The organism is Streptomyces globisporus C-1027 (assembly GCF_000261345.2).
GTDB classification, from domain to species: Bacteria; Actinomycetota; Actinomycetes; order Streptomycetales; family Streptomycetaceae; genus Streptomyces; species Streptomyces pakalii.
On sequence record NZ_CP013738.1, the window covers coordinates 4,553,152 to 4,575,766 of the forward strand.

Here is a 22,615-nt window from a genome sequence, read left to right on the forward strand (position 1 = left end):
GTCATGCTCCGGGGTCGGCGGTGATCGGTCCGGGCCTGCGGGCGCGGGCCGCCTCCAGCTGGGCGGCGAAGGCCAGCCCGAGGAAGAGGGCGATGGAGGTGAGGTAGGCCCACAGGAGCAGCGACATGAACGCGCTCAGCGGGCCGTAGACGGTGTCGAAGGAGCCGCTGATCCGGAGGTAGAGGCTCAGGAGCCAGGTCAGCGCCGTCCACACGACGAGGTAGAGGGCCGCTCCGAAGGCCAGCCAGGTGTAACCGGGCTGCTTGCGGCGCGGGGACCGGCGGAAGATCGCGCTCGCCGAGACGAGGGCGAGCAGGAAGCCCAGCGGCCAGCGCAGCAGGTCCCAGGTGTTCCGGGCGGTGTCGCCGAGACCGTACACGGAGGCCGCCGCCGAGACGAGTTCCCCGCCGGCCACCATCATCACGGAGCCGATGCCGAGCGGGATGCCCGCGCTCAGGGCCATCACCAGCCCGCGCAGGTACTTGAGGTGGAAGACGCGGTCCCGCTCCACCCCGTAGATCCGGTTGGCGCCGCGCTCTATCTGGCACATCGCGGTGGTGACATTGGCCACGGAGAAGGCAAGCCCCAGCCAGAGGGCGACCTCGGGACCGTCGCCGTCGCTCTGCTGGTTGCGGTTCAGGGCATCGTCCACCACCTCGGCGCTGGGGCCCTCGCTGATGCCGCGGATCGTGAGTTCGGCGAGCCGTCCCACGTCCTCCGTGTGCAGCTCGGCCGAGAGACCGACGAAGGCGATCACCAGCGGGATGATCGCCAGGATCGTCTGCAGGGCCAGCGCGCGGGCGTGGCTGAAGCCGTCGGCGTAGCGGAAGCGCACGAAGGCGTCCCGCATCAGCGGCCACCGGCCGTACCGGCGCAGGGCCGCGAGCGCCTCGTCGCCGGACAGCTCGTCCCCGCTCATGTCACGGGTCACCGGGACCCGGGTCGCCGTCCCCATCAGTGTTCCCGTGCCGGGAGCATGACGGTCAGGGCGCCGGACCGCACCTCAGCCGTGAGGCGCAGGCCGGGGCCCACCGGGTCCCCGTCGATCTCGCGCGACTGCGGCCGGGCGAAGGCCAGCTCGGCGCGGCGGAAGGTGTGGAACTCGACGGGGCCGCCGTCGCCCGCGCCCGTGCCGGTCACGTCGGCGCCGCCCGCGCCCCGGCGCTTCGCGCGCAGCAGCACCCCCGCCGCGCGGAGCCAGCCGCCCGCGCCCCGGGGGTCGAACACCGCGAGGTCCAGCAGGCCGTCGTCGGGCTTCGCGGCGGGGACCGGGGCCGCGCCCGCCTGGACCGTTCCTATGTTGGCGAGGAGGACCATCCGGGCGGTGCGGCGCAGTTCCGGGCCGCCGTCGAGACGGACGGTCAGCCGCATCCGGGGCGTGCGCAGCCCCTTGGCCCCGGCGAGGACGTACGCGGGCCAGCCCAGGACCGACTTGGCGCGGTCGGAGGTCTCCTCCAGCATCGTCGCGTCCAGCCCCGCCCCGGCCATCGCGGTGAAGTGGACGGCGGGGAACCCGTCGCCCTCGATCCGGCCGAGGTCCAGGGCACGGGGTTCGCCGGTCAGGCCCGCCGCGAGGGCCTCGGCGGGGCGGAGCGGCAGGTGCAGGTGGCGGGCCAGCAGATTGCCGGTGCCGGAGGGTACGAGAACCAGCGGGACGCCCGTGCCGGCCAGGGCGTCCGCGACCGCCCGGACCGTGCCGTCGCCGCCGCAGACCACGATCAGTTCGGTCCCGGCGCGCAGGGCATCGGCTGTCTTGCCGCCGCCGGTGTCCTCGGCGGTGGTGGCCACGAACGGGGTGTCGCGGTAGCCGTGCTGGGCGAGGACCAGACGCAGCTGCTCCTGGGTGGCCTCGTCGGTCACCGTCGGGTTGACGATGACCGTGACCTGCTTCTGTGCCGGGGCGGGCTGCTCCTCGGCGGCGGCCACGGCGATGTCCATGGCGTCGGCCGGGGGGCGGCCCACCCAGGAGTGCCCGGGGAGCAGGGCCCGGCCCACGACGAGCAGGGACAGCGCGCCGTTCGCCAGCCCGCCGGCCACGTCGGTGGGGTGGTGCATGCCCCGGTAGAGGCGCGCGAGACCCACGAGCAGCGGGAGGAGCAGCAGGAGCGCGGCGAGCGGCTTGCGCCACGGGGCCCTGACCCGGGACAGGACCAGGACGGCGAGCCCGGCGTACAGCGCGGTGGCCGCCCCGGTGTGCCCTGAGGTGTAGCTCGATGTGGGCGGGGAGTCGTCCATGCGCTCCACGTCCGGGCGGGTCCGGTCGACGGAGGCGGTGATCAGGACGAAGACCATCGACTGGAGCGACACCCCGACGGCGAGGAAGAGCGCCTCGCGCCACCGGGGCAGCCGGGGAACCAGGACCAGCGCGAGGCAGGCCAGCAGGGTGAGGCCCACCACCGTCGCGGTGTCCCCCAGGGCGGAGGCGATCGTGGAGGCGGTGTCGAGGGTGGTGGTACGGGCGTCCTCGAGCGCCTCGACGGCCGTGTTCTCCGCGGTCATCGGCCAGAACTCCCGGGCGGGCCCGGTGATCAGCAGACCGAATCCGGCGATGACGGCCGCCTGGCAGACCGCGAAGGCGCCGATCCTGGCTGCGGCCCGGGGGACGCCGGTGGAGAGAGCGGGGGAGTGGCCGGGGCGCGGGGGAACGGGTGCTCCCCGACGACCGCTCCGGCCGCTCCGGCCGCTCCGACCGCTCGGGCCGCTCCGGCCGGTCCCGTCGTTCCCGATGGCGTCCGGGGACCGGTCACTGCTGCCGGTCACCGTGGTGATGGTGGTGCTGCTGTCGGCTGCCACGGACCGGTCGTTCCCGCCGGCGCCCGCAGCCCCGCCGCTTCCGTCGGCTTCCGCGGGTCGGCCGCTGCTGCCGGCCTCCCCGGTCCCGCTCGTGTCTCTCGCCGGAACGCTTGTGCCCATCGGGTCCCCCCCCGGGTTCGGGGGAGACCACTTCTCCCTCGGCGATACGCCGTATGCCCTGTCGTGAGCGGGTCAGACTTCCGGCCGGTGAACTCCGCCTCCGCCCTTCGCGGGCCAGGGCCCGGAGAGCGGCACGGCCAGCCCGCCCCGGTGGGCGTCCGGGGTCCCGGGACAGGTCCGCTCGTGCCGGTCAGGCCGTCCGGGGCTTCGGCACGGAGACGCCGGGGGGCACCAAGCGCTGGATCGGGATGCCCGACGCAGCCTCCTCCTCGGCCGCCGCCCTGCGCAGGATCGCGTCGGCCGCCAGCAGGGCGTCATGGACGGTCCGGGTGCCGGTGCTCACACACAGCGTGTACGTCACATCCTCCAGGCTCCGCTGCAGTTCGTAGTCGGAGTCCTGGGAATGGCGCAGTTGCAGGTCGTTGTAGCGGGCCAGCAGGGTGCGCATGGCATCCGGGCTCGGGGTCAGCATTCTGTCCTCACCAGCCGTCGCAGAGGCAATGTGGCCCACCTAGTGCCCCGGGGGTCCCGCCGCCATGTCTCTTTTCACCACCACTTTCGGGCGAATGGTCTGACGGCGTGGTCCGGGGTTTGAAGTGGACGACGGGGGTCAGGCGGGTGGTGACCGCAACGCCGACCACACCACGAGGTGAGCGACATGGCTGCTGACGAGAAGACCCAGGCCAAGACCGAGCAGGCCAAGGGCAAGATGAAGGAAATGGCCGGCCGGACCGTCGGCAACGAGCGTCTCGTCGCCGAGGGCCGGGGCGAGCAGGCCAAGGGCGACGCCCGCCAGGCCAAGGAGAAGATCAAGGACACCCTGACCGACTGAGGTCGGCACCCTGCGGCACCGGGCCCCGCGGAGTTCGTCTCCGGCGGGGCCGTGCTGTGTCCGGGGACGGGGACAGGGACGGGGGTGCCGGGAGTGCCGCCGTACCTCGTCAGCGGTTGCCCGCGAACCCGTCCAGCGCCGCCAGCACCGCCCGCCGGGTCTCCGTGCCGCCCATGTGGCCCGCGTTGTCGATGACCGTCAGCGTGGCGTCGGGCCAGGCCCGGTCCAGTTCCCAGGCGGTGATCAGGGGGCCCGCGAGGTCGAAGCGGCCGTGGATCAGGGCGGCCGGGATGCCGGTCAGGCGGTGGGCGTGGGCCAGGAGCCGGCCCTCCTCCAGCCAGGCTCCGTGGGCGAAGTAGTGGGAGCAGATCCGGACGAGCGCCAGCTGGTCGCGGCCCGGGCGGCTGCCGTACGGGGGCGGGCCCGCGATCGCCTCCATCGACAGGACCGCGTCCTCCCAGGCGCACCAGTCCGCCGTCGCCTTCTCCCGTACGGCCGCGTCCTCGCTCTCCATCCGGCGGGCGTACGCCGCGACCAGGCCGGCCGGGTCGCTCGTCTCGGGGACGCCCGCGCGGAAGGCGGCCCAGGCCTCGGGGAAGAGCTGGCCCGCGCCCCGGTAGAGCCAGTCGATCTCGCTGCGGCGGGTCGTCGTCACCGCCGGGATCACCGCCTCCGTGACCCGCTCCGGGTGCTCCTCGGCGTACGCCAGGATCAGCGTCGAGCCCCACGAGCCCCCGTACAGCAGCCACCTGTCGATGTTCAGGTGGTCCCGCAGGCGTTCCATGTCGGCGATCAGGTGGGCCGTCGTGTTGTGCCGCATGTCCGTCGCCGGATCGCTCGCGTGCGGCGTCGAGCGGCCGCAGCCCCGCTGGTCGAAGAGGACCACCCGGTAGCGGTCCGGGTCGAAGTACCGGCGGGAGCGGGGTGTGCTGCCTGACCCGGGGCCGCCGTGGACGACGAGGGCCGGCTTGCCGTCCGGGTTGCCGCAGACCTCCCAGTACACGAGGTTGCCGTCCCCGACGTCCAGCATGCCGCTCCCGTACGGTTCGATCGGCGGATACAGCGTGTCGTCCCGTGTCCGTTCCATCCCCGGGCCCTCCCTCGTGAGTCGGCCGGACAGCCTACGGCAGCGGCGTAGCCTGGACGCCGTGAACGCCGCTCCCCACATCCTCGCCCGCATCGCCGGTCTGCTGGCCGCCGCCGCTCCCGACGAGCGCGGCGCGCTGTGGCATCTGGCCGAGCCGGGGCGGGAGTTGGACGCCAATCTGGTGCGGCTGCCGCCCGGCGCCGAGGTCGGTGAGCACCAGGAGGACGTGCTCGATGTGCTCCTCGTCGTGCTGGCGGGGGCGGGCAGCGTCAGGGCGGGCGACGGCCAGGTCCTGGACCTCGCGGCCGGCGCCGTTCTCTGGCTGCCCCGCACGTCCCGGCGGGCGCTCGCCGCCGGACCGGACGGGCTCACCTACCTCACCGCCCACCGCCGCCGCCCCGGCCTCGCGATCAAGCCGCCGAGCGGGGCGTACGAAGGCGGCGAGGAGCCCTGCATGCTGGACCGGGTCTGCCCGGAGTGCGGGCGGCTGTCGCAGGACCCCGCGCCGGTGTTCTGCAGCCGGTGCGGGGAGCGGTTCCCGGAGCGGTGAGGCGGGGGCGGGGGCGGGACGCGAGCGTGCTGCTGCGGTGAGCCGGGCGGGGCCGGGAGGGGCCAGGGGCGGCCACGAGGGGCCAGGAGGCGAAGCCCCATCGCCGCCGCGCCCCTCAGAACCCCTCGCACTCCGTCAACTCCGGTCGTCCCGGCGGGTTCTTGTCGCCCACCAGGCCCGACAGGTTCTCCTTGTACATGTCCTCCCAGACCCGGCCGGCCAGGATCGTCCGGAGCGCCGAGCACACCTCGCGCTTCAGCGTCGGGCTGCCCGGCCGCATCGCCACTCCGTAGCCCTCCGCGCCCTGGATGTTCTCCAGCCGCCGCACCTTGCCCGGGTTGGCCTCGACGTATCCGGCGAGAATGATGTCGTCCGAGGCCACCGCGTACACGTCGGACTCCGGGTCCAGCAGCTTGTCCAGGCAGTCCTGGTAGGTGTTGGGCTGGGACTTGGCCATGGTGAAGCCCTGCTTCGGCAGCGCCTTCTCGTACGTCGACTCCCGCGCGGTGCACACCTCGACGCCCAGGTCCCTCAGATCGCTGGAGTCGTTGATCGTGTACTTCGCCGACTTCTCGCGGACCAGGAAGCCGCGGCTCGCCTCGTAGTACGGGCCCGCGAAGTCGACGCTGTAGCCGTCGGGGCCGGCCGTCTTGCGGTCGTCGGTGATGCTGTACGAGGCGATGACCAGGTCCACCTGTTTGGTCTTCAGCGCGGTGGACCGGTAGTCCGTGGCGACGGTGGTGAAGGCGACCTCGCCCTTGCCGTACCCCATGGACTCGGCGATCGCGTAGGCCAGGTCGATGTCGTAACCCCGGTACGTGCGCGTCTTCCGGTCGAACTTGCTCAGCCCGGGCTGGTCGTCCTTCACGCCGATCTCCAGGGTGGGGTGCGTGTCCTTCCACCGCTCCTGGCTGCCGCTGCCCGCCTGCCCCTGCCCCTCCGCCGCACCGGACCTCTCGCCCTGCTTGCCGTCCTCGCCGTCGCCCTGCGCGACCAGCCAGCCCGCCCCGGCCAGCAGCGCCACGCACACGACGGCCGCCGCGACCTGCCAACTCCGGTACCGGGAGCGCCGCCCGTTCGCCGCAGGAGAGGGAGAGACGGGCTCCGGTGGCCGAACGGCCGTGCGCAGTACGGGTGTCGGGGGTGCCGAGGGGTCCGGCGTCGAGACCTCCGTGGGCGGATGCGTCGCCGCTGCCGCCGCGCCCGCGCCCGGCAAGGCGGGGTCGTCGAGCACCTCGCGGAGCATCGCCTCCGCCGTGGCCGCGTCCAGGCGCTCCCGGGGGTCGGTGATCAACAGCCCCTGGATGACCGGGGCGAGGGGACCGGCGTAGCGGAGTACGGGGTCGGGGGACTGCCGGACGTTCTCCTGGACCTCCCACACCTCGTGCCCGGCGAAGGGCACGCGGCCCTCGACCGCTTCGTACAGCGTGACGCCGAGCGCCCACAGGTCGGAGGCGGGCGTGGGGCCGGGGGAGGCGGGGGCGAAGAGTTCGGGGGCCAGATAGGAGGGGGTGCCGATGACGCTGCCGGTCCGGGTCACCCGGTCCGCGCCCTCGAAGGTGGCGATGCCGAAGTCGACCAGGATCGCGAGGCCGTCGTCCCGGACGAGGACGTTGCCGGGCTTCACGTCACGGTGGACGACCGATGCCGCATGGACCGCCCGCAGGCCCTGGAGGACCTGGAGGCCGATGGCCGCGGCGCGCGGTACGGCGAGGATCCCGTCGCGGCTCAACAGGTCCGCGAGGGACCGTGCTTCGAGCAGCTTCATCACGATCCAGACCTGGTGGTCGGTCTCGACCTGGTCGTGGACCGTCACCACGTTCAGGTGCTCGATCTTGGCGATGGCCTCCGCCTCGCGGCGGGCGCGCTGCATCGCCGTCGCCTGCGTGCCCGGCGTCATGGCGTTCCGGTCGAGCAGGCCCTTGACCGCGACGTAACGGTTCAGCCGCCGGTCGTGGGCCTTCCAGACCTCGCCCATCCCGCCGCTGCCGATCCGCTCCAGCAGCTCGTAGCGCCCGTCGATCACGGTCCGGGGGGCCTCGCCGTCCGCCCGGCGGCCGGCGAGGCGCCCGTCCTGGCCGTCGCCCGCTCTGCCGACCCTGTCTTCGTTGTGCATACGACCCCCTGTGCACTACATGGACCAGGCCAGATTAGACACCTTCTAGGCGGCCGCGCCGCCGTTGCTCTTCAGCAACTGGCCGTTGATCCACTGTCCTTCGGAGGAGCACAGGAAGTCCACCAGATGGGCGGTGTCGCGCGGGGTGCCGAGCCGGCCGAGCGGGGTCCCGCGGACCAGGGCCTCGCGCAGGTCGTCGGACATCCATCCGGTGTCCACCGGGCCGGGGTTGACGACGTTCGCCGTCACCCCGAGGTGAGCCAGCTCGTGCGCGGCGGCGAGCGTGATGCGGTCCAGCGCTCCCTTGCTGGCACCGTAGGGGAGGTTGCCCACGGTGTGGTCGCTGGTGAGCGCGACGATCCGGCCGGTGGCGGTGCCCGGCTCGCCGCGGAAGCGGAGCCCGTACTCCCGGATCAGCAGCCAACTGGCCCGGGAGTTCACCGCGAAGTGCCGGTCGAACGCCTCCACGGTGGTGTCCAGCAGCCCCGAGTCCACCGACTCCGCGTGCGAGAGGACGAGCGCGGTCACCGGTCCGCCGAGGCGCTGCTCGGCCTCGTCGAAGACGCGGGCCGGCGCGTCGGGGGCGGTGAGGTCCGCCTCGATCGCCGCCGTACGGGCTCCGGCCTCCGCCAGCTCGTTCGCGATGGACGCGGCGGCCCCGGGTTCGGCGCCCCACTCCATACGGCGGTCGTACGGCGTCCAGTAGGTGAAGGCGACGTCCCAGCCGGAGGCCGCCAGCCGCCGCGCGATGCCCGCGCCGATGCCGATGCTGCGGCCGACGCCGGTGATCAGGGCGGTGGGGCGGGACGGGGCGGGAGCGGGCGAGGGCTGCGCGGTGGTCGTCACGCGGTGATCCTTCGTGACCCGTAGGCGTACGTCAATGACGTTTCCGGTCACCGCGGCACCCTGCGCGGACCCGTGCTGACCTGCGGTGACCCATCTTCCTGGTGGGCCGACACGATCTTTCTGTTTCCCCTCGGCGGCGCACGCTCCTAGGGCGTGTCCGCAATGTCGTTTGGTCGTTGGGCCGTTCGTGGTGCGTCGTCATGAAGTGACTGATCAAGCGTGGGAAGTGGTCGGGCCGTTGCTGGCTCCGCCTCGGATGGGTCGTCCGGTGCGGGACCGGCGGCAGGTCCTCAACGGGATCCTGTGGAAGCTGTCCACGGGGGCGGCCTGGCGGGATCTGCCGGATCGGTACGGGCCGTGGAAGACAGTCTACGAACGGTTCCGTCGCTGGTCGGCGGACGGGACGTGGGACCGGCTCCTGGCTCATGTCCAGCAGCACTCGGATGCGGTCGGGAAGGTCGACTGGTCGATCGTCTGCGTCGACTCGACGATCGTGCGGGCCCACCAGCACGCGGCCGGGGCCCGAAAAGGGGGCCCTGCACCGGCGAGGCACTGGGCCGGTCCCGCGGCGGGCTGAGCACGAAGATCCACCTCGCCTGCGACGGGCAGGGCCGACCGCTCGCCTTCACGATCACAGGCGGAAACGTCAACGACTGCACGCAGTTCGAGCCGGTCATGGCCCGCATCGCCATCAAGCGGGACGGGCCCGGCCGGCCCCGCACCCGGCCCGACCGGGTAGCCGGCGACAAGGGCTACTCCTCCCGAAAGATCCGGGCCTACCTGCGCAGACGCGGCATCGCCTGCACCATCCCCGAACGCACCGACCAGATCAGCGGCCGCCGACGACGCGGCGAGACCCCCTGCCGCCTCGACCGCACCGCCTACCGACGCCGCAACGTCGTCGAACGCTGCTTCAACAAGCTCAAGCAGAACAAAGCCCTCGCCACCCGCTACGACAAACGCGCCCGCCACTACCAAGCTCTCGTCACCATCGCCTGCCTACGACTCTGGCTCCCCGCGGACATTGCGGACACCCCCTAGCGTGGACCACGGAAACCGCAACGAACGGTACATATCGGAGAGAGGGATCCACATGAGTGCGCAGCAGCAGTCGCTGAAGGGGAAGACCGCCGTCGTCGCCGGGGGTGCGAAGAACCTCGGGGGCCTGATCAGCCGCTCGCTCGGCGAGGCCGGAGCGAACGTCGTCGTCCACTACCACGGCGAGAACACCGCTGCCGATGCCGAGAAGACGGCGGAGGCCGTACGGGGCAGGGGCGCCCAGGCCGTCGTCGTGCGCGAGGACCTGACCCGTGTCGAGGGGGTGCGGAGCCTCTTCGACCAGGCGCTGGACGCCTTCGGCGGGGTGGACGTCGCCGTGAACACCACGGGAATGGTGCTGCGGAAGCCGATCGCGGAGACGACCGAGGAGGAGTACGACCGCATGTTCGCGATCAACTCCAAGGCGGCGTACTTCTTCCTCCAGGAGGCGGGAGCCCGCCTCAACGACGGCGGCCGCATCGTCAGCCTGGTGACCTCCCTGCTCGCCGCGTTCACCGATGGGTACTCCACCTACGCCGGCGCCAAGGCCCCGCTGGAGCACTTCACCCGGGCGGCGGCCAAGGAGTTCGCGCCGCGCGGGATCGCGGTGAACAATGTGGCCCCGGGGCCGATGGACACGCCGTTCTTCTATCCGCAGGAGACGCCGGAGCGCGTGGAGTTCCACAAGTCCCAGGCGATGGGCGGCCGGCTGACGGAGATCGAGGACATCGCGCCGCTGGTCACGTTCCTCGTCACCGAGGGCGGCTGGATCACCGGCCAGACGATCTTCGCCAACGGCGGCTACACGGTCCGCTGATCTCTGTCGGCCGATGGCGTCCGGGAGGACCGCGTGAGTCTGGACCTGCGCAAGCTGGAGCATCTCGTCGCCGTCGCCGAGGAAGGCGGGTTCACCCGGGCGGCCGAACGGCTGCACCTGAGCCAGCAGGCGCTGAGCGCCTCCATCCGCACCCTGGAGCGGCACGTCGGCGTCCGGCTCCTGGACCGGGGCCACCAGCACGTCACCCCGACCCCGGCCGGGCAGGCCCTCATCGACGACGCCCGGGCGCTCAGCGCCCAGGCGCTCGCCGCCCTGGACCGGGCCCGCCGCATCGGGCGCGGCCAGGCCGGGCATCTGCGGATCGGCCACACCCCGGCGGTCACGGCGGAGGAGGTCGTGGAGCTGCTGACCCGGGCGGGCACGGAGGAGCAGGGCATACAGGCCCACGTCCGCCAGCTCTTCCCCGACGAACTGCGCGAGCAACTCCTCACCGGCGCCTGCGATCTGGGCCTGACCCGTGCCATGCCCGCCGGCACGGGGCTGACCCGGGCCCGGATCGCCGAACACCGCCTGCGGGTCGCCGTTCCCGCCGGGCACCCGCTCGCCGGCCGGCCCACGGTGGCCCTGGCCGACCTGCGCGGCCAGCCGCTCACGGTGTGGGGCGAGGCGGGCTCGTCCGCGTACACGGATCTCCTGATCGGCCTGTGCCGTCAGGCGGGCGTCGAACCGGACGTCCGGCGCAACCCCGTCCAGGGCACCCCGCCCGTCACCGCCGTCACCGCGACCGGCCGCATCGCCTTCGTCACGGTGGCCCCGGGCCCGGCGGCGGGCGGCGCGGCCCAGGTCGTCGATCTGGACCCGCCCGTCCATGTCCCGGTCCACGCGCTGTGGCCCGCGCACACGACGTGCCCGGGACGGGACCTGTTCCTCGAACGGACGGAGGGGGAGAGGGGGAGCGGCTCCCTCGCGGAGTGAGTGACGGGGACGGGATTTCGGGCGTCTTGGTGCCATAAGTTCGCTTTATGGGTTGAGAGGAGGAAAGGGACTATCTGGATCTCCAGGTGGTCGGGAAGCTGGTGATCTCCCGTCCCCACGAGGAAATCGGTAGTTCCGTGAAACGTAGACGCATTGCTTTGTTGGCGACGGCCTCGGTGGCCACCCCGGTGCTCCTGGGAGGCGCGTCGGCCGTCGCCGATACGGTCGGCGCGCGGCCCCAACCCCTCCGTGTGGCGGGGGCGGTGACGAGCGACGACGGCCGGAACGAGGAGGGCGGCGGTCTGGTGACGCGGTTCAGGGGGGTGCCCGCCGAGTTCGAGGCGGGCGGCGACTGGCAGGAGTTCGACCTCGTCCTGAAGAACATCACGGAGGAGGAACTGTCCGACTTCTCGATGGACATCCAGCTGATCACCTTCCACCCCGGTGAGTCCCTTCAGCCGTCGCACGTGTCCGTCCAGGCGAAGTTCGACGACCCGTGGGAGGACTTGGAGTTGTGGGACATGGGAGGTCAGGACGTGGATGTGATCCTCCCGGTCGACGGCATGAAGCTGGCTCCGGGTGAGACGGTCATTCCGCTCCGGATGAAGTTCGCCGGTGATGCTCCGTCCGTGCGGTTCCACATCGGGCCCCAGGCCGACGAGGAACACGCGGAGGAGAGCAATGAGGACTACTGGGAGAGCGCGTGGATCATCCGGCCCGCTGATCCCGGGCCTGAGCCGTCCACGGGCCCCGAGCCGGAGCCGTCGGAGGACCCCGGGCCTGAGCCGTCCACGGACCCCGAGCCGGAGCCGTCGGAGGACCCCGGGCCTGAGCCGTCCACGGACCCCGAGCCCGAGCCGTCGGAGGACCCTGGGCCTGAGCCGTCCACGGGCCCCGAGCCCGAGCCGTCGGAGGACCCCGGGCCCGAGCCGTCCACGGGCCCCGAGCCCGAGCCGTCGGAGGACCCCGGGCCCGAGCCTTCGACGGATCCCGATCCTGAGCCCTCGACGGGCCCCGAGCCCGAGCCGTCCGCGGATCCCAGCTCCTCCCCCGACACCGGTCCCTCCGAAGAGCCGGCCCCGGGCCCCGCGGTCGGCGGTGGCGCGGCCACGGGAGGCAGCGCAGGTGGCGGCGGAACCGGTCCTGCCTCGGGCGGAACCGGTGGCTTCCCCGGCGGGGAAGGTGCCTCTTCCGGCGGAGCCGGTCAGGGCGGCTGGACCGCGCCGGCCACTGGTGGTGCCGCCGCTTCCGGCGGCGGACTCGCCCACACCGGAAGTGATGCCGTGACGAGCTGGGCGCTCGGCGCGGGCGGGACGCTGGTCCTCCTCGGCACCGCGCTCGCCGTCGCCGGACGCCGGGCCCGCAGGCGCAGCTCCGGCGTGTGAAGGCCCGGGTTTCGGCCCGGCTCCGCCCGGGCGGACCTGCCGCCCGGCCCCTACCCCGTCCGGGCCCGGCGCGGGCGGTGCTTCCTCTGCGACTGCACCCGCGGAGGACGCACCGCCCCTGGGCCGGGGCGGTCCCCGGTGGCGACGGTCACCGGGCAGGCCCGGCCGGCCCGCAGATCAACGCGTGGCCGAGCCGGGCCGTCGCCAGCAGGTCCTCGCGGTCCGCGCCGAGATTGGCCCGCGCCGACAGCCCGTGCCAGATCGACTGGATGAGCCCGGTCAGGGCCGAAGGATCCGTGTCCGTGGACAACTCACCTTCCTCCACAGCGCGTTCGGCGCGGGCGCGGAGGATTCGCTCGTTGTGGCCCTGGAGTTCGGCGAAGTAGGCGCTGGTGTCGAGGGTGCTGGTGCTGTCGGCCATGGCGGCGCTGCCGAGCAGGCAGCCGGGGTGTTCGTCGTCGGGCCGGGTGAACTCGTGGACGGAGTCGATCAGGACGCGTTCGACGACGGTCCGGAAGTCCGGTGCGGCGACGGCCTGTTCGTAGATCTCGCGGTAGCGCTCGGCGTAGGTCCGTACCGCCTCCTCGAACAGCTCGGCCTTGCTGCCGAAGGCTCCGTAGAGGCTGGAGGTGGAGAGGCCGAGCCGCGCGGTCAGATCGCGGGTCGAGGTGCCCGAGTAGCCGCGTCGCCAGAAGAGGCGGGCGGCGTCGAGGAGGGCTCGGTCGCGGTCGAAGGCTCGGGGGCGTCCACGTTTCGGCTGGGGCACGTTTGCATTGTAGAGCGATCGCACCATAATGAGTTTATGGAGCGAACGATTCAGAAAGAGTTTCCGGTCGGCGACGGCAGCTGGGTCACGGTCGACGTGTACGGGTAGCCGGACGCCCCGGGCCTCGTCGTGGTCCCGGGCGCGATGAGTGACGCCCTCGGGTGGCGTGCCGTCGCGACCGCCGTGGACGCGTGGCCGTCGGTGGCGGTCGTCAACCGCCGGGGCCGTGCGCCCTCGGGGCCGCTGACCGCCGCCTACTCCCTGCGCACCGAGGTGGCGGACCTGGGCGCGGTCCTCGACGGGCTCGGGGGCGTGCGGACCCTCTTCGGCTGGAGTTACGGCGGCCTCATCGCCCTGCTGACCGCGGACGAACGGCCGCTGGGCCAGGTGATCGCGTACGAGCCGGTGATACGTCCGTTCGGCCTCGACGTGCTCCCGGACCTCAAGGCGGCGGACGAGGCGGCGGACCGGGACGCGGCCGTGGAGATCGTGCACCGGCGGATCGCCGGTCTCGACGGGGAGGTCGTCGACGCGCTGCGCGCCGACTCCGAGGCCTGGGAGGCCCTGCGCGGGCTGGCCGCGCCGGTCTACGCCGAGATGGCCGCGCTGTACGGGGAGCCCGCGCCGGACTCCCTCGCCCGGCGGGCGGACCGCGTCGACCTGATCGTCGGCGGGGCCAACCGGGGCACGGCTCCCTACGGAACGTCGTTCGACGACGTCGCGCGGCGCGTCCCCGCCGCCGAGGTGCACGAGCTGCCCGGCCAGGGGCACATGGCGCACCTCCAGGCCCCAGCGGAGCTGGCCCGGCTGATGGAGGGGCTGGCCGCCGCCGGGTGAGCGTGGCGGGGGACGCGTCCGACGTGCGGCGGCGGGCGGGCCGACAGAGACTCGGTGGGGATCTCCGGTGCGTCCGCCCCCGGACGCATGACGAGAAGGAGGAGGAACACGATGACCACATCGATCAGCGATCCGGTGGTGGAGAAGTTCATCGCCGCGGTGAACGCGGGCGACAAGGACGCCTTCTTCGCCGACGTCCTCACCGAGGACGCCACCATGTCCGACGACGGCAGCGAACGGGACCTGGCGGCCTGGACGGAGAAGGAGATCTTCTCCCCGAAGGCCAACGGCCGGATGAAGGTCGTGGACGCCTCGGACGACGGCCGCGTCCTCGTCGTCGACTACACGAACGACACCTGGGGCACCATGCGGACCCGCTGGGTCTTCACGGTCACCGGCGACCGCGTCAGCCGCTTCGAGACGGGCCAGGCGCCGTCCTAGCCGGGCTCTTCGCCGCCGGTCACAGGCGGCGGTAGGTGCGGCCGCCGCGCCGGGGGAGGGCCGCCGGGTCGTCGGGGCCGGTCCGGGTGGCCCGTAGCGCGAGGTGGATCTCGGCGCGCACGGTGGCGTCGCCGAGGTTCTGGGCGAGGTGTTCGGCGCACTGGGTGAGCCAGTTGGCCAGGGTGGTGCGGTGGAGATGCAGTTCGGCCGCGGCGGGGGCGGTCCGGGCGTGGTGGTCCAGCCAGCAGGTCAGCGCGATCCGCAGGTGCGGCTCCAGACCGCCGACCAGGCCGCGCGCCCAGGACCGGGCCGCGTCGGTGTCCAGGAGGCCGCCCGGCAACGTCTCCAGCCGCGCGGGGCCGTTCCCGCCCTCGCTCCCGCTGTCGTCGGCAGGGGCGGGCGCGCGGAGGGCGAGCAGCAGATGCGCCTGCACGGTGGCGTCCTCCAGATCCGCGCGGAGCAGCCGGGACAGCTCGCGTATCCGGGCCCGTACCGTACCGGCGGACAGGCCGAGCGCGGCGGCGGCGCGGGGCTTGGAGCCGGTGCGGAGCCACACGAGGAGCAGGTGCTGGTGGGCCGCCGTCAGCGGGCGCAGCACGGCTTCCGCCCAGCGGGCGTACGGGGTGGCGGGCAGCAGGGGCGTGAGCCGGGAGGTGCCGACGGCGTCGGCGGGGACGATGCGGCGGTCGGCGGTGGCGCTGTGCCGGGCGGCGGCCGCGTCGCTGTGGGCGGTGGGCATCTCGGCCAGGGGCAGCGGCCCGGCCATGCCCGCCAGTAGGTGGTGGCGCTCGCTCACCCGGGAGACCAGGCGCAGGACCCGGCCGTCGTCGCCGCCGCGGTGCAGCTCCGCGACGACGAGTTCGCCGTCCAGCCGGCCCAGCAGGGTGCAGGCGTCGGCGTGCGGGGCGAGGGATGGGCGTACGGCCCGCCACAGGACCTGGTGGGCGGTGGGGACGTCGGCGCCGGTGAGCCGGTAGACCGTGGCATGGGTGAGCCGGTTCCCGCCCAGGGTGTCGGCGACGGCCGTGGTGTGACCGGCCAGCAGCAGCCGGACGAGGGTGGTGTGCAGCCGCATCTGCTCGCCCCGCAGTTCCGCCGCCCGTTGCCCGCGCACGTCCAGGAGGGCCGCAGTGGTCGTGGCGACGCGGGCGGCCCGCTCCGGGGGGACGGTGGGTCCGGGGGCCAGGACGAGGACGGCTCCGGCGGCCGGACGCTGGAGGCAGTAGGGGTGTTCGTGCGGGTCGGCGGCCGCGTGCACGCCGTCGGCGGCCGCGGCGGCGGGGGTGCTGTAGACGGCTCCGGCGATCGGGTCGGCCAGCACCGCCCACCCCTGGACCAGCAGCGCGGCCTCGGCGATCAGATGCGCACCGGACCGGGTCGCGGCCCGCAGCAGCCGGTCCGTCGTCTCCCGTGCCTGCCGGGCGCCGCCCGGGCAGGCGCCCTCGTGGCCGGTCTTACCTGTGGTGCTCATGGGCGAGAGCCTCTGCGGGCCGTGCGTACCGCGTACGGCGGAAACCCGTACGCGGCACGGCAGTCGGGGAGGTGGGATCGAGACGCGGATCAGGGAATGCGGGCGACCGCGCCCCATCCGGCCCGGGCCGTGGTGGTGCCGGTGTTCGCGTCGGGCCGCCAGTTCGGCCAGGACACCATCCCCGGCTCGACCATCTCCAGCCCGTCGAAGAACGCGACCGTGGTCTCCGGCTCCCGGAAGATGTACGGGATCGCCCCGCTCGCGTTGTACTCGTCCTGGACGGCCCGGTGGGCCTCGTCGGACGCGGTGGAGTGGCTGAGCGAGAGGTAGCTGCCCGAGGGCAGGCGCTCCACCAGCCGCCGTACCAGGGACAGCGCGTCGTCCCAGTCCACGATGTGCCCCAGGACGTCACTGATGACGAGGGCGACGGGCTGTGTCAGGTCCAGGGTCTTGGCGGCCCCGGTGAGGACGGTCTCGGTGTCGCGCATGTCCGCCTCGACGTACGCGGTCGCACCCTCGGGGGCGCTGGTCAGCAGCGCGTGGACGTGCAGGAGCACCAGGGGGTCGTGGTCGACGTAGACGATCCGGGACTCCGGGGCTATCCGCTGGGCGACCTCGTGCGTGTTGTTCGCGGTCGGCAGCCCCGCCCCGACGTCGAGGAACTGCCGGATCCCGGCGTCCCGGGCGAGATAGGTGACGGTCCGGCGCAGGAAGTCCCGCGACTCCTTCGCGAACGTCTCGATCAGCGGGTACTTGCCCCGGTAGGCGTCGCCCGCGGCCCGGTCCGCCGGGAAGTTGTCCTTGCCGCCGAGCCAGTAGTTCCAGACACGTGCGGAGTGCGCGACGCTCGTGTCGATCTGCGCGGGCAGTTCAGGCCCATTTCCGGTCGTACTCATCCTGTAACACCTCTCTGGTTCGGGCCGGCCGTATCGCCATCACGCACGACACGTCCAGCATTCCCTGATACGTCTGCACGGGGTGGGGGCTGTCCCACACCTCCGCCGTGCCGGGCAACCCGCCCTCCCGCACCACATGGTCGGCGATCTCCCGGATCTCCACCCGGTACAGGGAGAGCGCCGGGACACCGGTGAGCGGGTGCGGCGGTGCGTACTCGGGGTGCAGCTGCATCGTCACATCCCCGCGTTCCGCCGTCTGTTGAAGCACGCGGACCTGTTCGCGCATCACCTCGTCGTCGCCCACCCGGCAGCGCAGCGCCGTGACGGGCAGGACGGCCCAGAGGCGGGTCTGCTGTTCCTGGAGCCGCTTCTGACGCTCCACCAGGAAGTCCGCGCGCCTTTGCCGCTCGGCCGCGTCCCGCTCGGGGAACATGACCTCGTCCACGGCCATCGCGTACGCCGGGGTGCGCAGCAGCAGCGGGACCAGCGCCGGATGCCAGGTGCGGACGACGCTCGCGGCGGACTCCACGCTCATCAGATCCATCAGCCAGGGGGCCATGGCATCCCGCCAGGGATGCCACCAGCCGGGCATGTTCGCGGCGTTGAGCCGCCCCATGATGTCGTCGGTCTCCGCCGCGCCGGCCCCGTAGAGGGCGAGCAGGGCGGACACCTGCCCCACGTCGAGGGAGGTCTGCGCCTGCTCCAGCCGCCGGAGCGTCGAGGGGTGCCAGCCCAACTGCGTCGCCGCCTGCGGTACGGACAGGCCGGCGCCCTCCCGCAGGTGCCGCAGGCGGGCCACCAGGACCAGGTGCCGTGCCGTACGGCCGGACCGTTCGCGCGCCACGGTTCCCCCCTTCCCGCTCCGGCTCGATATGACCGACATTCCGCGCAGCCTGCGCACAGTGCACACAGCGCACCTTGCGACGGTCGCACGGCGCTCCCAAGGTAAGCATGTCCGACTCCATCGCACACCAACTCGGTCAGACCGGGCCGATCTTGCCCCATGCCCCTCCGTCCACCCGCCACGGGTACTCCGTACTTCGCATTCCGTACTCCGTGGCCGTACTCCCGTTCTGCCGTTCCGTGCACCGTCGTTCCGGCGGCCCGTTCTCTGGAGCCCACCGCATGAACCACCCGACCGGCCTGACCGGCCCGACTCCGCAGAACCGCCTGGCCGATGTGACCCCCTTGGTCCACCCGAGACTGCGGTCCGTCGTCACGGCTCCGAGGCCCGCCCAGTCCCGCCCGCTCGACCTGCGCGTCCGCGCCCAGCGGATCCAGATCGACGAACTCGTCGTCGACGACCCCCACCAGGTCCTCGCCCACGCCCGGCAGGCCGCCCTCGACGACCCGGAAACGGCCGAGCAGTTGGGGTACAGCACCACGGAACCGCTGCCGCTCCCGGACGCGGCCGCGCTGCTGTGCGCGCTCTACGACACGGACGTCCTCACGGCGATGGGCCTGCGCCTCACCCGCCACACGACCCGTGTCTCCGCCTCAAACCAGCAGACGGAGCCGGTCTCGTTGGTGCGGTCGGCGACGCCGGAGGACTGATCCTGTCGGTCGCTCACGTCGGGCGCGTGCGGGACGCGCGGCAGACTGGGGGGATGGATTCAGGACTCGCCGCACTGCTGGGTGCCGCCGTCGGTTCCGCCGCGACGCTCGGGGCCGCGATCGTCAACGGCCGTGCTCAGGCGCGGTCCCAGCACGCGCAGCAGAGCCGCCAGCACCGCCGTGACGCGTACGCCCGGTACCTGAGCGCCCTCCACGACCGCGACCTCGCCATGGACGCCGTGCTCGACGCGCTGCGCCCGGACCGGCCCGACCTGACCGCGGTCGAGGAACTGACGGCCCGTTTCGTCACGTTGGCCCGTGAGGTCCACCGGACCTGCGAGGTGGTCATCCTCGAAGGCCCGGCATCGGTCGCGGCCGTCGCGGAACGCGTCACCAACGCATCCGCCGACCTCTCGTACGTTATGCGGACCATGGCCGAGGACGCCCGCGCGGGCGACACCGCCCGCAAGGCGGAGCACGCGACCCTGGCCACCGAACGGGAGCGGGCCCTCTACGAGGCGGTCAAGGAGTTCCGCCTGGCGGCCCGTGCGGCCATCGGGCAGGCGGCCTGACGGCTGCGCCCCGAGCATGCGGCGAGGGTATGGCGTGCCGGGCTCCTGCCGCGTCGGGCGGCAGGCCTACGCCTCCTCCTGGCGGGCCGGCGAATTCGGTTGACGGTGTCGGGAGAATTCCTGGCATGGGTACGGATATCAGCGGCTTCATCGAGTACCGGGCGCCGGGGAACGACCGGGAGCCGATCTGGTTCGGCGCACACGACCTCAGCCCCCTCAACGACGACGTTCGCAACTACGACGCGTTCGGGTGCCTCTTCGGGGTGCGCAACTACGCGAACTTCCGCCCCTTGGCGGCAGACAGGGGGATTCCCTCCGACGCCTCGGGCGAGCTGAGCGCGCGGTTCGCGCAGCTGGCCGAGTGGTACGGCGAGGACGGCTTTCACAGCGCCACATGGATCACCTGGGCCGAGGTGAAGGCCGTCGACTGGGACGAGCCTGCGGAGAAGCCCGACAGCCGCCTTCACGAGTACCGGCAGACGCCGGGCGGACTGAGGATGACGGGCAAGTCCTCCTGGAGCGCGGAGTTCGCCGAGGGGGTCGGACTGGAGCGGGGCGATGTCCGGGAGTGGCCCGAGGGCGCTGAGTGGCTGATCGGGGACACGCTCTACAGGTCGGTCACCCTCCGCCGCAGTGATGCCGTCACCGAGACCGGCGAGTGGCGACCTGTCTGGGAAGCCATGAAGGGACTCGCGGAGCAGCACGGTGACGAGAACGTACGCCTTGTGGTGTGGTTCGACGACTGATTCCGTCCGGCAGGATCGGCTAGACCCTCGCCCGCAGGACGTCTGCGGCGAACTCCACGAAGGACGTCCAGGTGTCGGGGGCGACGGCGAGCGAGGGGACGGTGAGGTCCTTGGAGTCGCGGATGTGGACGGTGTGGGGGCAGGTGGCCACCTCGACGCAGTCGCCGCCCTGGCTGCCGCTGTAGGTGGACTTGGACCAGGTGAGCGCCACCTCTACACAGTTGCCGCCTTCGCTGCCGCTGTAGCTGGACTTGAACCAGTGGAGGTCGGTGCTCATAGTTCCTCTGCCATCTTCTCGATCTTCTCCAGCGTCCTCTCCGGAGTGTATGCCTGGGCTCGGGTGACGCCATACTGACCGAACAGGTCCCCCAGCTCCGGTTGTTCGGTGACGAAGAAGCTGCCGCCCTGCCCCTCGATATAGGCGAGCTGCTGGCGCTTGTCCGTCTCCAGAAGGACGAACGGGCCGTCCAGCGCCGCGTGGTCCTCGCGGTCCGGGTCCATCAGCTGGATGCGCACGTGCCGCAGCCGCGCCACCTCGGCGAGGTGATGGAGCTGGGCCTTCATCACGCGACGGCCGCCGATCGGCCGGGTCAGCACGATCATCTCCAGGACGAAGCTGATGTCGGCGAGCGGCCTGCGGGACAGCAGCTTCTGCCGTTCGAGGCGAGCGGCGACCTTCGCCTCGATCTCGTCGTCGTCATAGGTCGGGTACCGGCTCGTGAAGACGGCCCGTGCGTAAGCCTCCGTCTGGAGCAGACCGGGCATGACCTGGTTCTCGTACGAGTACCTCGCCCAGGCCTTCTCCTCCTCGTCCGCGAACGGCGTGAACCACCCCGGCAGCGGGTTACGCCGCTCCGTCTGCTTCGGCGGCTTCGGCGCGGCGACGATCAACGCACCCTGTGCGAGCAACACCTCGTCCGCCCGTTGCACGAAGACGTCCGTCGGCGGCCGGGCGCCCCGTTCCACCATCGCGACCTGGGACTTGGAGTAGCCGATCCGCTTACCCAGTTGATCCTGTGACAGCCCGGCCAGCACGCGGAAGTGCCGCAGCAGCAGGCCGAACATCTCGGCAGTGCTTTCCGGCTGATCACTGGAGTGCACGGGCTCACCTCACATGTACACCACTGTTCACAACGTGCTTGTGACCCTGGTCACCGTACGTGTCTGCCGCAACGCTGAGCGCATGGAACTGAAGAATTCACCGGATCCGGTCCCCTTCCACCCCTCCTGGATTCCCGCCTCCGGCCACGCCCTCCGCCACGTCGGCATCCACTTCGACGCCGTACGGGCCATCGGCCTGCTCGGCGAGGAAATCGCGTACGAGGTCATGCAGTTCACCGACTTCCAGGCCGGCCCCATCGTCCGCTCCGGCATCGGCGAGCGCAGCATGTACTTCCTGCTCGCACCCGGGACCGTCGCCGGCCACCGGTGGCCTCCCGGGGTGGAGGCGATGAGCCGGAGCGCGCGAGGGGACGCCTTCGTCGGGGTTCCCGCGCTGGGCGGCGGGACCTGGCCCCTGGACTGGCGGTCGCGGCCCACGGCCCAGGACCCCTTCGTGGATGCCGCGTTGCTGCACGAGATGGCCTGGCTGCGGGCGGGGTGCGCCGTAAAGGAGTGAGCGAGGCATCAGCTCGCCTTCCGTGCCCGACACGTCAGTGCCGGGAGCACCGACGGGGCTCCTCTCCTCGCCCTTCTTTCAGGCGCCCGGCCCGGTGCGGAGCCGCCGTACGTCCACCACGAGCGCGTACACAGCGCCGAGGAAGGCCGCGGCTCCGAACAGGAGCCACAGAACCGTGGCCCCGGAGCGGTACTCACGAACGGCGAGGGCGAGCAGCAGCACGCCGGCGAAGACGCCGAAGACGGAGATCAGAGCGCTGATGCGATGGGCCACACGCACATCATCGACGACAACCTCGGCTGGCGGAAGTGATCCAGGGCGGAAGTGATCCAGGAACGGCATGGTTCCGAAGGTGCAGCCGGCACTCACGCCGGCTCACCCTCGGAGTGCGTGAGGCTTCCGGTTACGGGACCCGGGCCACCGCGACGTACATGCCGCTGTGCTCCTGCTCGGGCGCCGACGTTCCGTTGAACCACTCCGGGGCCTTCACCAGGCCGGGCGTGACGATCTCCAGGCCCTCGAAGAACCGCGCGAACTCCTCCCTGGTCCGCAGGGCCAGTTGGATGCCGCCCTTCTTGTACTCGTCCCCGGCTTGCTCCCCCTTCTCCTCGTTCACGTCGGCCGCGCCGTGGGACAGCACGACGTAACTGCCGGGCGCCATCGCGTCGGTGAACGTACGGAGGATGTCGATCGGCTTCTCGGCGTCGGGGAGGAAGTGGAGGAGGCCGAGCACGGACAGGGCGATCGGGCGGTCGAAGTCCAGGGTCTCGCGGGCCGCGTCGAGGATGATCGCGGGCTCGCGGACATCCGCGTGGACGTAGTCCGTCACGCCGTCCGGGCGGCTGACCAGCAGCGCTTCCGCGTGGCGCAGGACGATGGGGTCGTTGTCGCAGTAGACGATCCGGGCGGAGGGGCGGATCTCCTGGGCTACCTGGTGCAGGTTCGGCTCGGTGGGGATGCCCGTCCCGATGTCGAGGAACTGCGTCACGCCCTGGCCCGCCAGCCACGCCGTCGCGCGGTGCATGAAGGCCCGCTGCTGGTGGGCCCCGATCTTCGCCTCGACGGGCAGGAGCTCGGCCACCTGCTGGTCCACCGGGTAGTTGTCCTTGCCGCCCAGCAGGGCGTCGTAGACCCGGGCCGAGTGCGGCTTGCTGGTGTCGATCGGGGGGTGAGGAGCCTGTGCCGTCATACCGA

25 protein-coding genes and 1 pseudogene are annotated in these 22,615 nt (G+C 72.3%); 12 read left to right on the forward strand and 14 right to left on the reverse strand.

Annotation, left to right across the window (positions count from 1 at the left end; genetic code table 11):
* Window position 1: 1 nt before the first annotated feature.
* From WQO_RS19940 to WQO_RS19950, 3 genes are all read right to left on the reverse strand, one after another.
* The gene (locus WQO_RS19940) at window positions 2-955 is read right to left on the reverse strand and encodes a YihY/virulence factor BrkB family protein (protein ID WP_010064817.1); all 954 of its coding nucleotides are present in this window, start codon (window positions 953-955) and stop codon (window positions 2-4) included.
* Window positions 955-2,727, reverse strand: a complete 1,773-nt coding sequence (locus WQO_RS19945; protein WP_079055655.1) for a bifunctional phosphatase PAP2/diacylglycerol kinase family protein — start codon at window positions 2,725-2,727, stop codon at window positions 955-957. The genes WQO_RS19940 and WQO_RS19945 overlap by 1 nt, the downstream gene beginning before the upstream one ends.
* A 376-nt stretch (window positions 2,728-3,103) precedes the next feature.
* Window positions 3,104-3,385: a DUF5133 domain-containing protein gene (locus WQO_RS19950; RefSeq protein WP_029182787.1), complete on the reverse strand. Its 282-nt coding sequence runs from the start codon at window positions 3,383-3,385 to the stop codon at window positions 3,104-3,106.
* 186 nt (window positions 3,386-3,571) lie between these two features.
* Here WQO_RS19950 and WQO_RS35230 point away from each other — a divergent pair, with 186 nt between their 5' ends.
* A complete protein-coding gene (locus WQO_RS35230; RefSeq protein WP_010064815.1) occupies window positions 3,572-3,745 on the forward strand; it encodes a CsbD family protein in 174 nt (57 codons plus the stop codon).
* Window positions 3,746-3,854: 109 nt separating this feature from the next.
* Here the strand turns inward: WQO_RS35230 and pip are convergent, their stop codons facing one another.
* A complete protein-coding gene (gene pip, locus WQO_RS19955; protein WP_010064814.1) occupies window positions 3,855-4,832 on the reverse strand; it encodes a prolyl aminopeptidase in 978 nt (325 codons plus the stop codon).
* Between the two features lie 61 nt (window positions 4,833-4,893).
* On the opposite strand from pip, the gene WQO_RS19960 reads away from it, so the two are divergent.
* Window positions 4,894-5,382, forward strand: a complete 489-nt coding sequence (locus tag WQO_RS19960; protein ID WP_010064813.1) for a hypothetical protein — start codon at window positions 4,894-4,896, stop codon at window positions 5,380-5,382.
* Between the two features lie 115 nt (window positions 5,383-5,497).
* Here WQO_RS19960 and WQO_RS19965 read toward each other — a convergent pair whose 3' ends face one another.
* Complete coding sequence (locus WQO_RS19965; RefSeq protein WP_010064812.1) at window positions 5,498-7,498, reverse strand: serine/threonine-protein kinase; 2,001 nt, start codon at window positions 7,496-7,498, stop codon at window positions 5,498-5,500.
* A 45-nt stretch (window positions 7,499-7,543) separates the two neighbouring features.
* Window positions 7,544-8,344 carry an SDR family oxidoreductase gene (locus WQO_RS19970; protein ID WP_010064811.1) on the reverse strand — a complete coding sequence of 267 codons (801 nt, stop codon included), beginning with the start codon at window positions 8,342-8,344 and terminating at the stop codon, window positions 7,544-7,546.
* A 190-nt stretch (window positions 8,345-8,534) separates the two neighbouring features.
* Here WQO_RS19970 and WQO_RS35235 point away from each other — a divergent pair.
* From WQO_RS35235 to WQO_RS36890, 4 genes and pseudogenes are all read left to right on the forward strand, one after another.
* Window positions 8,535-9,385, forward strand: a pseudogene (locus tag WQO_RS35235) (IS5 family transposase).
* Window positions 9,386-9,437: 52 nt separating this feature from the next.
* The gene (locus WQO_RS19985) at window positions 9,438-10,199 is read left to right on the forward strand and encodes an SDR family oxidoreductase (protein ID WP_058954043.1); all 762 of its coding nucleotides are present in this window, start codon (window positions 9,438-9,440) and stop codon (window positions 10,197-10,199) included.
* Window positions 10,200-10,232: 33 nt separating this feature from the next.
* Complete coding sequence (locus WQO_RS19990; RefSeq protein WP_010056834.1) at window positions 10,233-11,135, forward strand: LysR family transcriptional regulator; 903 nt, start codon at window positions 10,233-10,235, stop codon at window positions 11,133-11,135.
* Window positions 11,136-11,398: 263 nt separating this feature from the next.
* Window positions 11,399-12,520, forward strand: coding sequence for a hypothetical protein (locus WQO_RS36890; protein WP_237274151.1), 1,122 nt, complete (start codon window positions 11,399-11,401; stop codon window positions 12,518-12,520).
* 148 nt (window positions 12,521-12,668) lie between these two features.
* Here the strand turns inward: WQO_RS36890 and WQO_RS20000 are convergent, their stop codons facing one another.
* The gene (locus WQO_RS20000) at window positions 12,669-13,286 is read right to left on the reverse strand and encodes a TetR/AcrR family transcriptional regulator (protein ID WP_010061178.1); all 618 of its coding nucleotides are present in this window, start codon (window positions 13,284-13,286) and stop codon (window positions 12,669-12,671) included.
* A 129-nt stretch (window positions 13,287-13,415) separates the two neighbouring features.
* Here WQO_RS20000 and WQO_RS20005 point away from each other — a divergent pair, with 129 nt between their 5' ends.
* Both WQO_RS20005 and WQO_RS20010 read left to right on the forward strand, forming a co-directional pair.
* Entirely contained in the window at window positions 13,416-14,123 is a 708-nt protein-coding gene (locus WQO_RS20005; protein ID WP_010061176.1) for an alpha/beta fold hydrolase, read from the forward strand.
* Window positions 14,124-14,234: 111 nt separating this feature from the next.
* Window positions 14,235-14,564 carry a nuclear transport factor 2-like protein gene (locus tag WQO_RS20010; RefSeq protein ID WP_010061174.1) on the forward strand — a complete coding sequence of 110 codons (330 nt, stop codon included), beginning with the start codon at window positions 14,235-14,237 and terminating at the stop codon, window positions 14,562-14,564.
* 19 nt (window positions 14,565-14,583) lie between these two features.
* Here WQO_RS20010 and WQO_RS20015 read toward each other — a convergent pair whose 3' ends face one another.
* The 3 genes from WQO_RS20015 to WQO_RS20025 form a co-directional block, all read right to left on the reverse strand.
* Window positions 14,584-16,035 carry a helix-turn-helix domain-containing protein gene (locus WQO_RS20015; RefSeq protein WP_010061172.1) on the reverse strand — a complete coding sequence of 484 codons (1,452 nt, stop codon included), beginning with the start codon at window positions 16,033-16,035 and terminating at the stop codon, window positions 14,584-14,586.
* Window positions 16,036-16,124: 89 nt separating this feature from the next.
* Window positions 16,125-16,931 (reverse strand): SAM-dependent methyltransferase, encoded by an 807-nt coding sequence (locus WQO_RS20020; RefSeq protein WP_006126586.1) that lies wholly within the window; start codon window positions 16,929-16,931, stop codon window positions 16,125-16,127.
* Entirely contained in the window at window positions 16,906-17,775 is an 870-nt protein-coding gene (locus WQO_RS20025; protein WP_010061170.1) for a helix-turn-helix domain-containing protein, read from the reverse strand. Before WQO_RS20025 ends, WQO_RS20020 begins: the two co-directional genes overlap by 26 nt.
* A gap of 281 nt (window positions 17,776-18,056) precedes the next feature.
* On the opposite strand from WQO_RS20025, the gene WQO_RS20030 reads away from it, so the two are divergent.
* From WQO_RS20030 to WQO_RS20040, 3 genes are all read left to right on the forward strand, one after another.
* Window positions 18,057-18,485, forward strand: coding sequence for a hypothetical protein (locus WQO_RS20030; protein ID WP_010061169.1), 429 nt, complete (start codon window positions 18,057-18,059; stop codon window positions 18,483-18,485).
* A 53-nt stretch (window positions 18,486-18,538) separates the two neighbouring features.
* On the forward strand, window positions 18,539-19,057 hold the full coding sequence (locus WQO_RS20035; protein ID WP_010061168.1) for a hypothetical protein: 519 nt from the start codon (window positions 18,539-18,541) through the stop codon (window positions 19,055-19,057).
* Between the two features lie 125 nt (window positions 19,058-19,182).
* Window positions 19,183-19,803, forward strand: a complete 621-nt coding sequence (locus WQO_RS20040) for a hypothetical protein (protein ID WP_010061167.1) — start codon at window positions 19,183-19,185, stop codon at window positions 19,801-19,803.
* A 19-nt stretch (window positions 19,804-19,822) separates the two neighbouring features.
* Here the strand turns inward: WQO_RS20040 and WQO_RS20045 are convergent, their stop codons facing one another.
* Together WQO_RS20045 and WQO_RS20050 are read right to left on the reverse strand one after the other, a co-directional pair.
* On the reverse strand, window positions 19,823-20,080 hold the full coding sequence (locus WQO_RS20045; protein WP_010061166.1) for a DUF397 domain-containing protein: 258 nt from the start codon (window positions 20,078-20,080) through the stop codon (window positions 19,823-19,825).
* Window positions 20,077-20,904 carry a helix-turn-helix domain-containing protein gene (locus tag WQO_RS20050; RefSeq protein WP_079055584.1) on the reverse strand — a complete coding sequence of 276 codons (828 nt, stop codon included), beginning with the start codon at window positions 20,902-20,904 and terminating at the stop codon, window positions 20,077-20,079. Before WQO_RS20050 ends, WQO_RS20045 begins: the two co-directional genes overlap by 4 nt.
* An 82-nt stretch (window positions 20,905-20,986) precedes the next feature.
* Between WQO_RS20050 and WQO_RS20055 the strand changes: the two genes are divergently transcribed.
* Window positions 20,987-21,421 (forward strand): hypothetical protein, encoded by a 435-nt coding sequence (locus WQO_RS20055; RefSeq protein WP_029182338.1) that lies wholly within the window; start codon window positions 20,987-20,989, stop codon window positions 21,419-21,421.
* A gap of 78 nt (window positions 21,422-21,499) precedes the next feature.
* Here WQO_RS20055 and WQO_RS20060 read toward each other — a convergent pair whose 3' ends face one another.
* Window positions 21,500-21,694 (reverse strand): hypothetical protein, encoded by a 195-nt coding sequence (locus WQO_RS20060; protein WP_010061159.1) that lies wholly within the window; start codon window positions 21,692-21,694, stop codon window positions 21,500-21,502.
* A gap of 130 nt (window positions 21,695-21,824) precedes the next feature.
* Window positions 21,825-22,610: an SAM-dependent methyltransferase gene (locus tag WQO_RS20065; protein ID WP_010061158.1), complete on the reverse strand. Its 786-nt coding sequence runs from the start codon at window positions 22,608-22,610 to the stop codon at window positions 21,825-21,827.
* Window positions 22,611-22,615: the final 5 nt, after the last annotated feature.

Excerpts from the sequence above, each read along its gene's own strand:
- WQO_RS19940 (WP_010064817.1), bottom strand. The coding sequence starts at position 955 with ATGGGGACGGCGACCCGGGTCCCGGTGACCCGTGACATGAGCGGGGAC.
- WQO_RS19950 (WP_029182787.1), bottom strand. The coding sequence starts at position 3,385 with ATGCTGACCCCGAGCCCGGATGCCATGCGCACCCTGCTGGCCCGCTAC.
- WQO_RS35230 (WP_010064815.1), top strand. The coding sequence starts at position 3,572 with ATGGCTGCTGACGAGAAGACCCAGGCCAAGACCGAGCAGGCCAAGGGC.
- pip (WP_010064814.1), bottom strand. The coding sequence starts at position 4,832 with ATGGAACGGACACGGGACGACACGCTGTATCCGCCGATCGAACCGTAC.
- WQO_RS19965 (WP_010064812.1), bottom strand. The coding sequence starts at position 7,498 with ATGCACAACGAAGACAGGGTCGGCAGAGCGGGCGACGGCCAGGACGGG.
- WQO_RS19985 (WP_058954043.1), top strand. The coding sequence starts at position 9,438 with ATGAGTGCGCAGCAGCAGTCGCTGAAGGGGAAGACCGCCGTCGTCGCC.
- WQO_RS20010 (WP_010061174.1), top strand. The coding sequence starts at position 14,235 with ATGACCACATCGATCAGCGATCCGGTGGTGGAGAAGTTCATCGCCGCG.
- WQO_RS20015 (WP_010061172.1), bottom strand. The coding sequence starts at position 16,035 with ATGAGCACCACAGGTAAGACCGGCCACGAGGGCGCCTGCCCGGGCGGC.
- WQO_RS20020 (WP_006126586.1), bottom strand. The coding sequence starts at position 16,931 with ATGAGTACGACCGGAAATGGGCCTGAACTGCCCGCGCAGATCGACACG.
- WQO_RS20030 (WP_010061169.1), top strand. The coding sequence starts at position 18,057 with ATGAACCACCCGACCGGCCTGACCGGCCCGACTCCGCAGAACCGCCTG.
- WQO_RS20035 (WP_010061168.1), top strand. The coding sequence starts at position 18,539 with ATGGATTCAGGACTCGCCGCACTGCTGGGTGCCGCCGTCGGTTCCGCC.
- WQO_RS20040 (WP_010061167.1), top strand. The coding sequence starts at position 19,183 with ATGGGTACGGATATCAGCGGCTTCATCGAGTACCGGGCGCCGGGGAAC.
- WQO_RS20045 (WP_010061166.1), bottom strand. The coding sequence starts at position 20,080 with ATGAGCACCGACCTCCACTGGTTCAAGTCCAGCTACAGCGGCAGCGAA.
- WQO_RS20055 (WP_029182338.1), top strand. The coding sequence starts at position 20,987 with ATGGAACTGAAGAATTCACCGGATCCGGTCCCCTTCCACCCCTCCTGG.
- WQO_RS20065 (WP_010061158.1), bottom strand. The coding sequence starts at position 22,610 with ATGACGGCACAGGCTCCTCACCCCCCGATCGACACCAGCAAGCCGCAC.